Origin of the sequence: Streptomyces sp. HUAS MG91, assembly GCF_040529335.1 — a bacterium.
GTDB lineage: Bacteria > Actinomycetota > Actinomycetes > Streptomycetales > Streptomycetaceae > Streptomyces > Streptomyces tabacisoli.
The window spans coordinates 1,239,505-1,254,767 of the sequence record NZ_CP159534.1; the positions used below are offsets into that span (position 1 = coordinate 1,239,505).

A 15,263-nucleotide genomic window follows, 5' to 3' on the forward strand; every position below is an offset into this window, starting at 1 on the left:
GGGACAGCAGCAAACACGGCACACGCACCTCTAAGCAGTAGGTGTTTCCACGGGAGAACAGGGGCCACGGCGCGTCATGAGACCCACCCTCGCCGCGCAGCAGTTGCGCAACACCACGGTCGAGTACCTGACGACCACGTTCGCGCTGGCCGAGCCCGACACCCAGGACGCGCTGACCGACTTCCTCACCGACCCGGCCGACGGCATCTTCCGGGGCCCTTACCTCCGTATCCGGCGGCCCTTCCGGCCCGCTGCTTCCGGCTGGGAGCAGTACCTGGACTGGTACGAGGAAGGCCGCACGCCGTATGCCCACCAGGCCGAGGCGTTCGCACGGCTGTCCTCCAAGGAGGGCCGGACACCGCTGCCGACGCTGGTCACCACCGGTACCGGATCCGGTAAAACGGAGTCGTTCCTCATCCCCGTACTGGATCACTGTCGCCGTGAGAAGGCCGCTGGCCGGCACGGCGTGAAGGCCGTACTGCTGTACCCGATGAACGCCCTGGCAGGCGACCAGGCGTCCCGCCTCGGTGAACTCCTGAAGGACGACCGGCTCTTCGGAGCCGGGGTGACGGCTGGGCTGTACATCGGTGAGGCGTCCGCGTCGGGGGCCGAGGCGCCGTACGGGCGGGTGATGGTGGACCGCGCGGAGATGCGCCGTAATCCTCCGGACATCCTGATCACGAACTACAAGATGCTGGACCTGCTGATCCAGCGTCAGCAGGACGCCTCGCTGTGGCGGGACGCGGATCTCCGGTACGTGGTCATCGACGAGTTCCACACGTACGACGGCGCACAGGGCACCGACGTTGCCATGCTGCTGCGGCGTCTGGCTGTCGCGGTCGGCGCTGACGAGCCGGGGCGTCCGCTCGGCCGGATCTGCCCGGTGGCGACGTCCGCGACCCTCGGGTCGGCCGGCGGCGCGGTCGGTGGGGAGGCGGCTCAGGGCGAGGCCGGGGCCGGTCCGCGTCCGATGCTGGACGTGGCCTCGCAGGTGTTTGGGGTGCGGTTCCCGGACGACGCGGTGGTCAGCGAGGACCGGCTCCCGCTGGATTCCTTCCTGGCCCCGCTCGACCCCACGCTGCCCGTCCCCACTCCCGCCAAGCTGGCCGAACTCCCTGATCCCGCACGGGAGAAGGGCGCACTCGCCCAGACCGCACGGGCGGTCGTCGGGAGCGCGGACTGCGATCCACGCGAGCTGGGACAACGGCTGCTCGCGCATCCGCTCACGCACGCCCTGTTGAGGGCGGACGTGCACAGCCCGGTGTCGGCGCTGGAAGCGCTGGGCACATTCGAGCCGACGTCCGCGTGGCGGCTCGCCCTCGCCGATCCGGCCGTGGCGGAGAACGCACTCGCCCGTTTCGCGGCACTGCTCTCGACGGCCCGTGACCCGCGCACGCCCCCGGGCGAGGAGCGGCCGCTCCTGCTCATCGAGACGCACCTATGGGTACGGTCCCTCTCCCGCGTCCTGCGGTTCACCGCACCAAACCCGGCCTTCTCCTGGACCGACGACGACCAGGCCGCACTCTCCACGATTTCCGGGACTACCGCCTCGGGCATGGCGAGCACGGCTGTGGCCGCGCAAACCGAGCGGCGACGCAACGTACAGCGGACGGGCCGACTCCCGGCCGCATACTGCCGACACTGCGGACGCTCCGGCTGGGCGGCGGTCTGCCCCGAGCGGAACCCGGAGCAGCTGGAGCACGCTCCCGACGAGATCTACCGGCGCAGCGCCTCCGGCGGCGCGGCCAAGGGCCGGGTGCGGGCGCTGATCGCGGCCACCCCCGCCGAGGCCGCCGAACAGGCCCGGCTCCAGGCCGAACAACGCATCCGGCGCGGACGCCGCGGCACCGGCGGCCAGGCAACCGTGATGGTATTGGAGGACAACGGGCGCAAGCTACGCCCACTCGACCCGGACGAGGTGCTCCTCGACGGCGGCAAGATCGCCGAGGCGCCGGAGAACGGCGTCTATGTCACCGCCTGGATCAACAACAAGGAGCAGGACGAATACGCCCGCCAGGACCGCTGCCCGGCCTGCGGACAGAACCAGGGCATCCGATTCCTCGGTGCCGGAATCGCGCCGCTGACCTCGGTGGCGGTGACGCAGCTGTTCACCGGTGGCGAGCTACCCGCCAAAGACGCCACGGGCCGCGACCATCGCCGTACGCTGATCTTCAACGACTCGGTGCAGGACGCCGCCCACCTGGCCGGATTCGTCGCCAGCCGCGCCTGGAAATTCTCGCTGCGCTCTCTGCTTTTCGAGCAGCTCCGTGACCGGGCCGCGCGGAACGAACAGGAACGCAGGGACGGCGTCCAGCTCAACGAGTTGATCGCCGACCTGGTGGTACGGGCCGCCGACGACGAGGAGAAGGAGGGGAAGAAGAAGCTGCTCTCCTCGGTCGTGCCGCCGGACATGCACGACGTGGACCGGGTGAAGAAGCTGCTCGCCGGGGCTAAGCGGGCCGGCGGGCCGGCCTGGTCGCTGGTCGGGGAGCGGCTGGCCTTCAACACCCTCATGGAGTTCGGCCTGAGCTCCCGCTGGGGCCGCACCCTCGAACTCACCCGCACCGTCGCCGCCGAGGTGCACGTACCCGATCCCGAGTGGGCGGCCCGCACCGCCGAGGCGCTGTACGAGCAGCAGTTGAACATGATGCTGCCCACCGCTGACGCGGCACCGGACGACGAGCAAGCCGACGGCGACGGGCCCATCCGGGCGGCGCAGGGCCAGCTGCCCGAGGCCGGACCGGAGCGACTGCGCCGCTTCGAGGGATACGTACGAGTCCTCCTCGAACACATCCGGGCCGGCGGCGGCATTCACCACACCTGGCTCGACTCCTTCATCGACGACGAAGGCCGCAACCGCTACCTGCTCACCGGCAGGCGAGCGGAAGGCATGCCCGCCTTCCCCTGGGGCAGCCAGGCCCCGGCGTTCGTCCTGGTCGGCGCCCGCACCGGACGTACCGACTTCGAGCGGGCGGACTCCGCTGAGGGCTGGTTCACCGACTACACCCAGCGCTGCCTCGGCGGCCTGGACCGCGCCTCAGCCGCCGCGTTCGTCGCAGCCCTCCTGCCCCGCCTCGCCGACCCCGAGGTCGGAGTCCTTGCCCACCGACCCACCGGCGAAGCCAAACGTGGCAGGCAACGTGGCCCCGGCGTCTACGGCCTGACCGCCGGGCACATCCGCGTCCGCCCGCTGGACGACACCGAGACCCTGCACTCCGCCGTCACCTGCCCGGACTGCGGCTGGACCCAGACCGTCCCCCCCGAACGCACCCGTGTATGGGAAGGACTGCGCTGCCCACTCAAGCAGTGCGACGGGCTGCTGACCGTGCCCTCCGCGACGGCCACCGGGCGCGCCAAGCGCGACTACCGCTACGACTACTACCGGCGCCTGTACCGGGAGTCGGGCCCGTACAACGTGGTCGCCGCCGAACACACCGGCGTCCTGAAGCGCAAGGAACGCGAAGCCGTCGAGAAGGGCTTTCGGCGCGGCACCCTGCATACCGACCCCAATGTGCTCTCCTGTACCCCAACCCTCGAACTCGGCATCGACATCGGCCAGTTGGAGGCCGTGATCCTCGCCTCCCTGCCGTCCACGACCGCCTCGTACGTGCAGCGCGTCGGGCGGGCGGGTCGTGCCACCGGTAACGCGTTCATGGTGTCCCTCGCCGACAGCAGCCCCCGCGCCCTGTACCACCTGTCCGAGCCGCGCTATCTCATCGACGGCCCGGTCAATCCGCCCGGCTGCTTCCTGTCCGCCGGTGAACTGCTGCGCCGCCAGTACACGGCGTACCTCATCGACCTGGCCGCGCGCGGCCGACTCCACGACGTGCCGCCGCTGCGGGACCGGGCCGGGCAGCTCTTCGGACACGGCAGCTGGACCAAGGCGATGATCAAAGCCACCTCCGGCCGCACCGACCTCGCCGAGCAGTTCCTCGCCCTCTTTCCCCGGATCGAAGGCGTACGCGACTCCGGGGTGTCCGACGACGCCCGGGCCGCGCTGCTCGAATACGCGCGGACCGGCCTGGCGAAGGCACTGGCCGAGGCAGAGGCCGCCTGGTGGGCGGAGCACGAGAGTCTCCAGACCCGGCGCAGGCAGATCAACGAGGCCGCCGAAGCGCTGCACGACAACATCGAGGACGAGGCGCGCGAGAAGAAGGCCCTGGGCCGGGAGGCTGCCGCCGTCGGCGACCGGCTCCAGGACATGTCCAACACCAGCGCCCAGACCTTCCTCGTCGAACAGGGGCTGCTGCCCAACTACAGCCTTGTCGAGGACGGTGTCCGCCTCGAAGCCACCCTCAACCACAAACGCCCGCCCGCCCGCGCCCGAGGCGGCGAAAAGGGCCAGGCCGCGCCCCAGTGGCAGCGCCCTGAAGTACGCGTCTACGACCGTCCCGCGACTGCCGCCCTGGGCGAACTCGCCCCCGGTAACTCGTACTACGTGCGCGGCTACCGGCACCGTATCGACGGCTTCGACCTCGAGCTCGCCCAGAGCCGCGACGACGGCAAGGACCCTTCGCCCAGCGTGCTCCACACCTGGAGGGTGTGCGGGGAGTGCGGGTACGTCCGCACCGGAGACGACGCCGAGCAGAACACCCGGCCCTGCCCGCGCTGCGCCAGCACCTCCATCGGCGGGCGCAGCGCCCTGTACACCGTGGTCGTGCCCCGCAAGGTCCTCTCCCGGGACAAGCGCGACGACGCCCGCATCATCGACGACCGCGACACCCGCACCCAGATCAACTACACCATCGTCACCGCCGTCGACATCGCTCCCGAATCGGTCAAGGAGAGCTGGCGCCACACCCGCGCCACCTTTGGCGTCGACCACGTCCGCGAGGCCGTCATCCGCCGCTTCAACCTCGGCCGCGCCCGCCCCGGCCGCCGCGCCGAGACCTTCTTCGCGGGCACCGAGACTCCGACCGTCACCGGTTTCGTGCTGTGCCCGCTGTGCGGAGGAGCCACCGAACGAGAGCCTGGGCACGCCCCCGTCCAGGAAGAACTCTCCGAGTCCGCCCTCAACTCACCCGAACACGCCCACCACTTCCCGTGGTGCGCGGTCCGCCGCCGCGACCGGCGCACGGCTCCGCGCGACCTCACCCGCGTCCTCACCGCTGCCGAGCACCGCACGGAAGCCCTTCGCATTCTGCTGCCCGCCGCGACCCTACGCGTCCCAGAGCGGCTCGCTTCCTTCTCTGCAGCGCTCCACTTGGGCCTGGCCAAGCACTACGGCGGCGACCCCGCGCACATCCGCTCCACTCCCGCCACCGAGCCCGACCGTGACACCGAGCTCACCCGTCACTACCTCGTCCTCTACGACGCCTTGCCCGGCGGCACCGGCTACCTCCAGCGGCTCGTCGACAACGACGGCGAGGACTTCCGTGCCGTCCTCGCCGCCGCCCTGCGCGCCCTCGCGACCTGCCCCTGCCAGAACACCCCCGGCCGCCGTGCCTGCCACCGCTGTCTGCTGCCCTTCGCCCAGACCCAGCGCGAGTACAAGAACCTCGACCGGCAGGAAGCCCTCTGGATGCTCGAGGGGCTCCTCGGGCCGGACAGCCGCAGTGGCTGGCAGATCGACCGGCAGCCGACCCGTAAAGCGGGAGACAGTACGGCCGACCGCAACCGCTTCGCGCAGCAGGCGGAGAGCGACCTGGAACGCCGCTTCATCGAGTGTCTCGACCGCTGGCTCGCCCGCCCCGGCAACGGCGGCGCCGCACACGCCACCACACCCACCGGACGCCAGGGCAAGCAGTTCGCCCTGGGTGCCGAGGGCAAGGCCGTGCAGTGGGAAGTTGTCGCGCAGAAGGACCTGACTGGCTATCGGACCCGGCCCGACCTCCTTTTCAGGCCCGTCGTCGGCGCGACAGCCACAGCCGGTGCGGCGCCGCTGCCGGTGGCCGTCTATCTCGACGGGTACCGCTGGCATGCCTCCTCCCGCACCAACCGGATCGCCTCCGACGCGGCCAAGCGCGCCCGCCTTCGCGCCGACGGCACTCTGGTCTGGCAGATCACCTGGGACGACGTCATGGCCTGGGAGAAACAACTGGCCGAGGCTCCCGCAGCCCCGGCCGGCCGTCGTGCCGCGCCGGACGCCGCGCCGGATGCCCTGGCCGCCGTCATCGCCGGCAAGGCCGCAGATGCCGCCTGGCCGCCGTACCCCGTCGAGGGGGACACGTCACCCGGCGGAAAGGTCCGCGCCAAGTGGTCCGCTGCCAAGCGAGGCCCCGCCGACCTCCTTGACTCCTACCTCTACTCCGGAGCCATCCCCTCCCTCCTCGGCTACCTGCGTCACCCCAACCTGGCGCTCTGGCGCGACCTGTCCGTACGCGCGCTGACCGGCCTCCTGGCGATGGACCCCAAGCCGCTCCGCGTCCCCGCCGACGCAGCCGGTGCCGTGCCGTGGATCGAAGCCGTTCTGCGCGGCCAGGCCCCACCGCGTCCCAGCGGCCAGGGCCTGGACCTGATCCAGGCCCACGACGGCTCCGGCCTGCCGCTGCTGCTCGTCGTCGACCGACGTCCCGACCGGCCGCAGACCTGGCACGCGCTCGCCGTCCTCGACGACCGCCCAGACGCGGTACGAGGTGACCGTCCCGACCACCGGCGCCGCTGGAAGGCCTGGTTGAACTGGGGCAACATCATCCAGTTCCTCGACCCCACCGGCAGCGGCCGGGCCGACGGCATTGCCCTGGCCCGTAGCGCCATGGACGACTTCGACGCCGCCCTCCTCGCCTTCACCACCGACACCGCGACAGGGCTGCTCACCGCACTTTGCGAGGAGAAGGCCGGTCACGGGCTGTCAGTTGTGGAGGAAGCGCCGGAGGAGCAGCTGCCGGAGAAGACGCCGGCTCACACGCCGGAACCCCAGGGCCAGCGGAAGAAAGTCGACGAGCCGGACCATTTCACTCCGGCAGAGTTCGCCGTCTGGAGGGCGATCCGAGAGGAGCTCGACGATGGCGACCCCGACGTACTGCGCTTCACGGAACGGCTCATCCACGATCACGTCACACGGCACCCGAATCTGCCGGTTGCCGAAGTCCTCTGGGACGTAGCGGGCGTGACCATGGCGGTCGAGGTCGCCTGGCCCCAGCACAAGATCGGCATCATCCTCCCGGCAGCCGCCGAGAACGAGGACGACATGGCGCAGTTCGCACGGCAGGGATGGGACGTCCGCACTGTGGACCAGTGGTCGACGGACGAGTTGGCTGAGCTGCTCCTTGCCTCTGCGGCGCACCGGCAGGAGGGGGACGCATGACAAACCGAAACGGCGCCCGAGTGGTCGTCAACCTGCAAGTCCAGAGAGACCTGCAGAACCTCGGCCACCACGCCACCAACCAGGTCAACGACTTCGTACGCCGCCTACGCGAAGACCCGGCAAACCGCTCCCTGCGCCTGGCCCCACTGCGCGCCGCGGGCCACAACGGCGACCTTTTCCTGGCCTCGGTACCTCCACACCACGCGGTCCTCCTGCTCCTCACGGACACAGCCCGGTTCACCGTTCTCGCGGTCCGTGAAGGCGAGCGCGCGCACGAGGAACTGTCCCGCCTGACCGTGACGATCAACCCGGTCTCCGGGCTCCCGGACGTCATCGATCAGGCTCACGCCTCGGACACCGTCCTCGCCTTCCCTGTCCGCAACTCATCTCCGCAACCCACCATCGAGGACCCAAAAGCACATCCGTCCGCCCCGGTCAGCCCCCTGCCCAGGCCTCTCTTCGACGAGTACACCGACGACGAACTCACCGGCCTCGGCGTCAGCCGCTCCCTGCTGCCCACTCTCAGTGAGATCACGTCGCGGCAGCAGCTGGATGCCCTCCTCACCGGCAACATCCCTGAGCTCACGCGGGACGTTCTGCTCGCCCTTGCCTCATGCACCCCGGTCGACGAGATCCGCCGTGATATCACCGAGGCCTGGCGCCTTCCCGACGCCGACCCCGAGGACTGGGCCGGCGTGGCACACCACCCCGCCCTCGTCTCCACCGAGGACGACGCTGTCCTCGATGCACTGGGCAACACCTTCGAGGCTTGGCGGCTCTTCCTCCACCCCGAGCAGCGGCGTCTGGCCACCACTCGCTTCAAGGGCTCGGCCAAGGTCACCGGCGGCCCCGGCACCGGGAAGACTGTGGTCGCCCTACACCGGGTACGCCATCTCGTCGAACAGCTCCCGCCGGGCTACGACCGCCCCGTCCTGCTCACCACGTACAACACCAGCCTGGCCGAAGACCTCCGTCAGCGTCTTCGCAGGCTTGGTGGGGACGGCCTTTTGAATCGGGTCCGTATCGAGTCCGTCGACGCCCTGGCCCGGCGCATCGTCGTCGAGGAACCCTCCGTCGACCTCGGCCGCACCTTGCCGGACGACGCCGCGATGCATCTCTGGCACACCGTCCGCGCCGAGACCGGACTCACCAACTACGAGGCGGACTTCCTCGACGAGGAGTTCCGTCACGTCATCGTCGCGGGCCAATGCGTCCGGTACGAGCAGTACCGCTCCATCAGCAGGCCGGGCCGCAAACGGATCACGGTCAAGGACCGGCGCGACATCTGGAAGCTCGTCGAGGCGTACCTCGCCCACCTGGCCGCACACCCACGCCGGATCACCTTCGACCTCGTCGCGAGTGAGGCGGCCCGCATCGCCGACGAACGCAAGCGCGCCTACGACCGCTACCTGGAGTACAAGGACGAACAGGGCGGCCGCGACCTGATCCACCGCGAGGCGGCCAGCCTGATGGGCGGGTTCGGGCCTCGCCTGCCCTTCCGGCACATCGTGATCGACGAGGCGCAGGACCTCTCTGCTTCGCACTGGCGGATGCTCCGCGCCCTGGTACCTGAAGGCCCCGACGACATCTTCCTCGTCGGTGATGCCCACCAGCGCATCTACGCCCACCGCTCCATCCTCAGCCACTATGGCATCCGCACCCCCGGACGCGCGTCCCGCCGTCTCACTCTCAGCTACCGCACCACGCGCGAGATCCTCGGCAGCGCCGGTGGGCTCCTTGAAGGCCAGCCCTTCGACGACCTCGACAACGGCACCGACACCCTCGACGGCTACCGCTCCGTCCTTACCGGCCGCGCACCCGCCTACTACCACGCCCCCGACTGGCAGACCGAACTGCGCGCCGTCGCGGCCCTGCTCTTCGAGCGCCACGACAAGTACGGCACCCCGTACGAGGCGATGGCCGTGGCCGTCCCCGACGGCGCCGCGGCCTCGCAGGCCGCCTACGCGCTGGGCACAGCCGAACACCCGGTTCCCCCGGTGGAGATCGGGCAGGACGGGGTGCCTGAGGGCGCCAAGGGCGTCCGGATCGGCACCATGCACCGCTTTAAAGGCTTGGAATTCCAGCGCGTATTCATCGTGGGCGTCTCCGAAGGACAGGTCCCGCATCAGCGCATCGAGCCGTACCGCCTCAGCGATCCCGGCCGCTTCCGCCAGGAGGAACAGCGCGCCCGCTCCCTCCTCTTCGTCGCCGCGACCCGTGCTCGCGACGAACTCATCGTCTCCTGGAACGGACGCCCCAGCCGCTTCCTTCCCCGCAACGTCGAGCACAGCGCACACAGCGCGATCGCGCTGCTCCGGGGGGATGGATCGCCGTCGAGTTCGTCGGCGGCATAGCCAGACGGCGCGTGCGCGCTGCCTGCTGTCACCACGCCCCGGCGCCCCGGCGCTCCGGCCAACTGATTGATCACCGAGAGGACGCCGCAATCGTGCGTGCATGGACCATACGCGGTGGAAGCCAGGGGGAGCGAGAGGCCATGGCGCTCGACCAGGGCCTCGTCGTCGTCGGCTGGGACGAAGTTGGCGATCTGTCTGCCTGCAAGTCGATCGACGATGTAGGCACCGTACTGGAGGAGTCGTATCCGGACGCAGCTTCAAGGACGCTGGTGAACTGGAAGCACCAGCTGTGGCGCTTCCTGACGATGGACATCGGGGACCTCGTCGTCATGCCCCGTAAGTTCCAGCAGATCGTCTCCATAGGCGAACTCACCGGGCCGTACGAATACCGAGCCGACCAGCCCGCGGGAAGCCGTCACGTTCGAACCGCGAACTGGCGGGTACGCGCTCTCGACCGCGCCGCGATCAAGGGCGATCTGCGCGACAGCATGGGCTCCTTCCTCACCATCAGTGAGCTCACCCGCCGCGAAGCCGTCCAACGCGTCACTGCACTCCTCCAGGGAGGCCGCGATCCCGGATTCACCGGCGGCATCGAACCTCCGGCCGACCCCGATGCTCTTGAAGCGGACGTGGCGAATGCCGGCACCCGGCAGCTCACCGCGCGCGACCTGATCGCCTTGTGGGGCTGGTCCCGCCGCACCTCGGGTGTCACCGAGGTGGTCGATCAGGAACTCGCCGCGCGCGACCTGACCGTCGAACCGCACTTCAACTCCGTGCGCCTCGACGACCTCGTCACCGTCTCCTCGGCCTCGGACGAGACCGGGACAACGGACGAGAGCTCTGAACTGGATGCCTCGCTCAGTGGTCAGTCGTCCTCCGGTGACCCGTTCAAGAAGACGCCCGCCGACCAGGACCTCGGCTGGCGGATCGGCACACTGCCCTTCGCCCGCGACGTCACCACGATCCCCATCGACGGTGAACTCGGCCTCGCGTACTCCCACATGGTCGAGTCCGACTTCTCGCAGCTTCCCGTCGTGGACCGCAACGGCCGGACCCAAGGCGTTGTCACCTGGCAGTCCATAGCCCGGGCCAAACTGACCGGCAGGGGCAACACTGTTGCCGAGGTCACCGACCGCAACGCCCCGACCGCCCGTGAAACGGAGGAACTCTTCTCCCGCATCCAGGACCTGCGCCGACATGGCTTTCTGGTCATCGTCGACGGAGATCACCTCGTCACCGGCGTACTCACCGCCTCTGACATCGCCGACCAGCTCAAGCTCCGCATCGAGCCATTCACCCTCCTGGAGGAGGTGGAACTCCGCCTGCGCCGCACACTCAACCGCTTCAAGCAGGACGACCTCCCCGCCCGCACGCAGAACCTTCTGCAGAAGAAGGGACGGATCACGCTGGGCGAGTACCGGTACGTCCTACAGGAACCGGCCCTGTGGAGCCACCTCAACTGGCCCTTCGACCAACAGAGTTTTCTGGAGCGTCTCGACGTCGTGAAGAAGTTCCGGGACAGCGTCGCCCACTGGGACGTCGACGCCCCGGAGGCCGAACGCGAAGCAGTCGAGGCCACCCGGCAGCTCCTTCGACTGCTTCAGCTTGTGGCCTGACCATCGGCTGTGGGGAGTGAGATGCGAGGCATCGGGCGGACAGTCGCCGCTGTACATGCACCGCGGAATCAGCGCCACAACCACACATGCGATCAGGTCACTTCGTCGGAAGCCGCATGCCTCCGCCGACGCGGATGGCCTCCGCGTCGAGACAGCTGTTGGTCACGCGTTCCATGACCATGCTGGCGATCTCGTCGGAGCTACCGAGCCGCTTGGGGAACAGGACGCTCCTCCCCAGGTACGCATTGAACTCCTCGGCCCCCTCGCCGTCTCCGTAGATCGGGATGTCGATGAGCGTCGGCGCGACCGTGTTGAGCCAGGTGCCAAAGACCGACAGGTCGCAGGCACCAGGCAGCGTCGTGGCGGCGACGCCGCCCTTGGACGCCGCGTACGCCGCCTGGCCGGTCTGGCCGTCGAAGGCCACGAGCTGGCGAGGCTCCCGATGGCGCCGCGCGGTCCGTCCCCGTCCGGTTCATTGCGCGAGATGCCGGAGGCCGCCTGGCGGACCACGTCATGGGTGCCGATCAGATTGACCTGGACCATCTTGGTGAACTCGTCTAGGTCCTGGGCAGACTCAGCTCTTCCCTAACCCCACATGCGGGTCCAGGCCTCAACTGCCGTATCGGGTGCGGAAAACCATTCGACGCACGCGGCGGCGTCGGCGATGATCTGCTGCATGTTCCGGCACGCCTTCCTCGCAGCTCCGTCCGCAGTCGCGGACGCTGCTCAGGCTGCCCTCGTCCTCGCGGCAACGCTCGCAGCAGCAGCCGCTGACGGCGCGCGACGCTGACCCTCTCCGGACATTCCGGCGGACCCCGCAGGGGGAGGGTCGGTCCGGCTCAGGGGTCCCCGCCTCCCACAGGAGGCCACCACTTTTTCCGAAGTTCCGGAAGGGACCACTCAGCCATGCCCAAGACGGCATACGTGCGCACCAAGCCGCACCTGAACATCGGCACCATGGGCCACGTCGACCACGGCAAGACCACCCTGACCGCCGCCATCACCAAGGTCCTCGCCGAGCGTGGCGGGGGCACGTTCGTCCCGTTCGACCGCATCGACAAGGCGCCCGAGGAGGCGCTGCGCGGCATCACCATCAACATCGCGCACGTCGAGTACGAGACCGACACCCGCCACTACGCGCACGTGGACATGCCGGGCCACGCCGACTACGTGAAGAACATGGTCACCGGCGCCGCCCAGCTCGACGGGGCGATCCTCGTCGTCTCCGCGCTCGACGGGATCATGCCGCAGACCGCCGAGCACGTGCTGCTCGCCCGGCAGGTCGGCGTGGACCACATCGTCGTGGCGATCAACAAGGCGGACGCCGGTGACGAGGAGCTCACCGACCTCGTCGAGCTGGAGGTCCGCGAACTGCTGTCCGCGCACGGCTACGGGGGAGACTCCGTACCGGTGGTGCGGGTGTCCGGACTGAAGGCCCTCGACGGTGACCCGCGCTGGACGGCGTCGATCGAGGCGCTGCTCGACGCTGTGGACACGTACGTGCCCATGCCGGAGCGGTACGTCGACGCGCCGTTCCTGCTGTCGGTGGAGAACGCCCTCACGATCACGGGTCGCGGCACTGTTGTCACCGGCGCCGTGGAGCGCGGCACCATCGAGGTCGGCGACCGCGTCGAGGTCCTGGGCGCGGAGATCGAGACGGTGGTGACCGGTCTGGAGACCTTCGGGAAGCCGATGGACAGCGCCCAGGCCGGCGACAACGTAGCGCTGCTACTGCGCGGGGTCCCGCGCGATGCAGTCCGCCGCGGGTACGTCGTCGCCGCGCCTGGCAGCGTTACGTCCGCGCGGCGGTTCAGCGCGCACGTGTATGTCCTGTCGGCCAAGGAGGGTGGCCGGACGACTCCGATCGGATCCGGCTACCGACCGCAGTTCTACATCCGCACCGCGGACGTGGTCGGCGACATCGACCTCGGTGAGCTCGCCGTCGCCCGGCCCGGCGACACCGTCACCATGACGGTGGAGCTCGGCCGAGATGTGCCCCTGCAGCCGGGCCTCGGCTTCGCGATCCGCGAAGGCGGGCGCACCGTCGGCGCCGGCACGGTGACCGAGGTCATCGGTTAGGCACAGGTACATCTGCTCGGTCCGCGTAACGCTTCGCCCGTACGCGGACCGAGCACCTCCGCAACGTGCCACAGCACAAGCCGACGGCCCTTGGACAACGCGAAAGGCCCACCCCGGAGGGGCAGGCCTTGAGCGTCAAGGTCGGGCGGATACACGGATGCTGGGGGCCGCCCGATGTACGACACCGCACATCCGCGAGCGGCGCGTCATCGGGGCCCACCGTGCGCTCCCGGGCTGGATCTGAAACGCAAATGCACCTGAACGCACTGCCCCGCTGATGGTCATGACGTTCTCGACCGACAGCAGGAACGGCGCGTCGACGTACCGCTCCGGCATGGGCACGTACGTGTCCACAGCGTCGAGCAGCGCCTCGATCGACGCCGTCCACCGCGGGTCACCGTCGAGGGCCTTCAGTCCGGACACCCGCACCACCGGTACGGAGTCTCCCCCGTAGCCGTGCGCGGACAGCAGCTCGCGGACCTCCAGCTCGACGAGGTCGGTGAGCTCCTCGTCACCGGCGTCCGCCTTGTTGATCGCCACGACGATGTGGTCCACGCCGACCTGCCGGGCGAGCAGCACGTGCTCGGCGGTCTGCGGCATGATCCCGTCGAGCGCGGAGACGACGAGGATCGCCCCGTCGAGCTGGGCGGCTCCGGTGACCATGTTCTTCACGTAGTCGGCGTGGCCCGGCATGTCCACGTGCGCGTAGTGGCGGGTGTCGGTCTCGTACTCGACGTGCGCGATGTTGATGGTGATGCCGCGCAGCGCCTCCTCGGGCGCCTTGTCGATGCGGTCGAACGGGACGAACGTGCCCCCGCCACGCTCGGCGAGGACCTTGGTGATGGCGGCGGTCAGGGTGGTCTTGCCGTGGTCGACGTGGCCCATGGTGCCGATGTTCAGGTGCGGCTTGGTGCGCACGTATGCCGTCTTGGGCATGGCTGAGTGGTCCCTTCCGGAACTTCGGAAAAAGTGGTGGCCTCCTGTGGGAGGCGGGGACCCCTGAGCCGGACCGACCCTCCCCCTGCGGGGTCCGCCGGAATGTCCGGAGAGGGTCAGCGTCGCGCGCCGTCAGCGGCTGCTGCTGCGAGCGTTGCCGCGAGGACGAGGGCAGCCTGAGCAGCGTCCGCGACTGCGGACGGAGCTGCGAGGAAGGCGTGCCGGAACATGAAGCAGATGATGTCCGACGTGTCGCCGCACGTCGAACGATTTTCCGCGCGGGGCGGGGAAGTCACTCAGCCGGTCACGGTCCTACGTTCTTCAGCGCTTCCCGCACCGACAGCGGCGCGAGCCGGTCCCGGTGGGCGGCGACGAAGGCCCGTACGGCGTCCGGGTCGGTCTTGGCGTACTCGCGCAGCGCCCAGCCGATCGCCTTGCGGATGAAGAAGTCCGGGTGCCCGGCCTGGCGGAGGCAGTAGGTGAACAGCCGCTCCGTGTCCGTCGCTTCCTTGAAGCGGAGCTGGTGGAGCAGGGCGGTCCTGGCCACCCACAGGTCGTCGTCCTCGATCCACGTGTCCATCGCGGCCGTCAGCTTCGGGTCGGCGGCGACGAGGCCGCCCACCACATGGGCGGCGAGATGGTCGACGGTGTCCCACCAGGGGACGGTGGTGATCAGTTGCCGGGCGACCGGGAGGAAGCCGGACGACAGCAGGCGGCCGTGGCGGCGCAGGCAGTCGACGGCGAAGTACGCGTACTCGCGCTCGGGCAGTGCCCAGCAGCGCAGCGCGAGAGCGGTGAGGGCGGTCTCGTCGGGGCGCGGGGTGCCCTGGAGGACGGTGCGGGACAGCTCCCGCCGCTCGGGTGAGGGCAGCCCGAGGAAAGGGGCGACGTCCTTCATGTAGGCCCGCATCCGCGCGGCCCGCTCGGGGTCGGCGGCGGCCGGGTAGACGGTGGTCAGCCGGTCGAGGACGGTGTCGGCCCAGGCGCTGGGCGGCGGCGGAGTGACGGACACGTTCTTCCTCGCCCTTCCCT

Annotated in this window: 6 protein-coding genes and 1 pseudogene; 4 read left to right on the plus strand and 3 right to left on the minus strand. The window is 69.7% G+C overall.

Annotation, left to right across the window (positions count from 1 at the left end; genetic code table 11):
* The first annotated feature begins 76 nt into the window (after positions 1-76).
* The 3 genes from ABII15_RS05760 to ABII15_RS05770 are packed head-to-tail and all read left to right on the plus strand — an operon-like array spanning position 77 to position 11,216.
* Complete coding sequence (locus tag ABII15_RS05760) at positions 77-7,246, plus strand: DEAD/DEAH box helicase (protein WP_353941185.1); 7,170 nt, start codon at positions 77-79, stop codon at positions 7,244-7,246.
* Entirely contained in the window at positions 7,243-9,600 is a 2,358-nt protein-coding gene (locus ABII15_RS05765) for a UvrD-helicase domain-containing protein (RefSeq protein ID WP_353941186.1), read from the plus strand. The genes ABII15_RS05760 and ABII15_RS05765 overlap by 4 nt, the downstream gene beginning before the upstream one ends.
* 11 nt (positions 9,601-9,611) lie before the next feature.
* The gene (locus tag ABII15_RS05770) at positions 9,612-11,216 is read left to right on the plus strand and encodes a CBS domain-containing protein (RefSeq protein ID WP_353941187.1); all 1,605 of its coding nucleotides are present in this window, start codon (positions 9,612-9,614) and stop codon (positions 11,214-11,216) included.
* 97 nt (positions 11,217-11,313) lie between these two features.
* Here the strand turns inward: ABII15_RS05770 and ABII15_RS05775 are convergent, their stop codons facing one another.
* The gene (locus tag ABII15_RS05775) at positions 11,314-11,640 is read right to left on the minus strand and encodes a hypothetical protein (protein ID WP_353941188.1); all 327 of its coding nucleotides are present in this window, start codon (positions 11,638-11,640) and stop codon (positions 11,314-11,316) included.
* 482 nt (positions 11,641-12,122) lie between these two features.
* Here ABII15_RS05775 and tuf point away from each other — a divergent pair, with 482 nt between their 5' ends.
* Positions 12,123-13,295 (plus strand): elongation factor Tu, encoded by a 1,173-nt coding sequence (tuf, locus tag ABII15_RS05780; RefSeq protein WP_353941189.1) that lies wholly within the window; start codon positions 12,123-12,125, stop codon positions 13,293-13,295.
* 270 nt (positions 13,296-13,565) lie between these two features.
* Here tuf and ABII15_RS05785 read toward each other — a convergent pair.
* Both ABII15_RS05785 and ABII15_RS05790 read right to left on the minus strand, forming a co-directional pair.
* Positions 13,566-14,231, minus strand: a pseudogene (locus tag ABII15_RS05785) (GTP-binding protein); the annotation flags it as partial.
* 304 nt (positions 14,232-14,535) lie between these two features.
* Positions 14,536-15,243, minus strand: coding sequence for a DNA alkylation repair protein (locus ABII15_RS05790; protein ID WP_353941190.1), 708 nt, complete (start codon positions 15,241-15,243; stop codon positions 14,536-14,538).
* Positions 15,244-15,263 lie beyond the last annotated feature (20 nt).

What these genes read in the sequence shown, in the direction of transcription:
- ABII15_RS05760 (WP_353941185.1), top strand. Translation starts at nt 77, where the DNA reads ATGAGACCCACCCTCGCCGCGCAGCAGTTGCGCAACACCACGGTCGAG.
- ABII15_RS05765 (WP_353941186.1), top strand. Translation starts at nt 7,243, where the DNA reads ATGACAAACCGAAACGGCGCCCGAGTGGTCGTCAACCTGCAAGTCCAG.
- tuf (WP_353941189.1), top strand. Translation starts at nt 12,123, where the DNA reads ATGCCCAAGACGGCATACGTGCGCACCAAGCCGCACCTGAACATCGGC.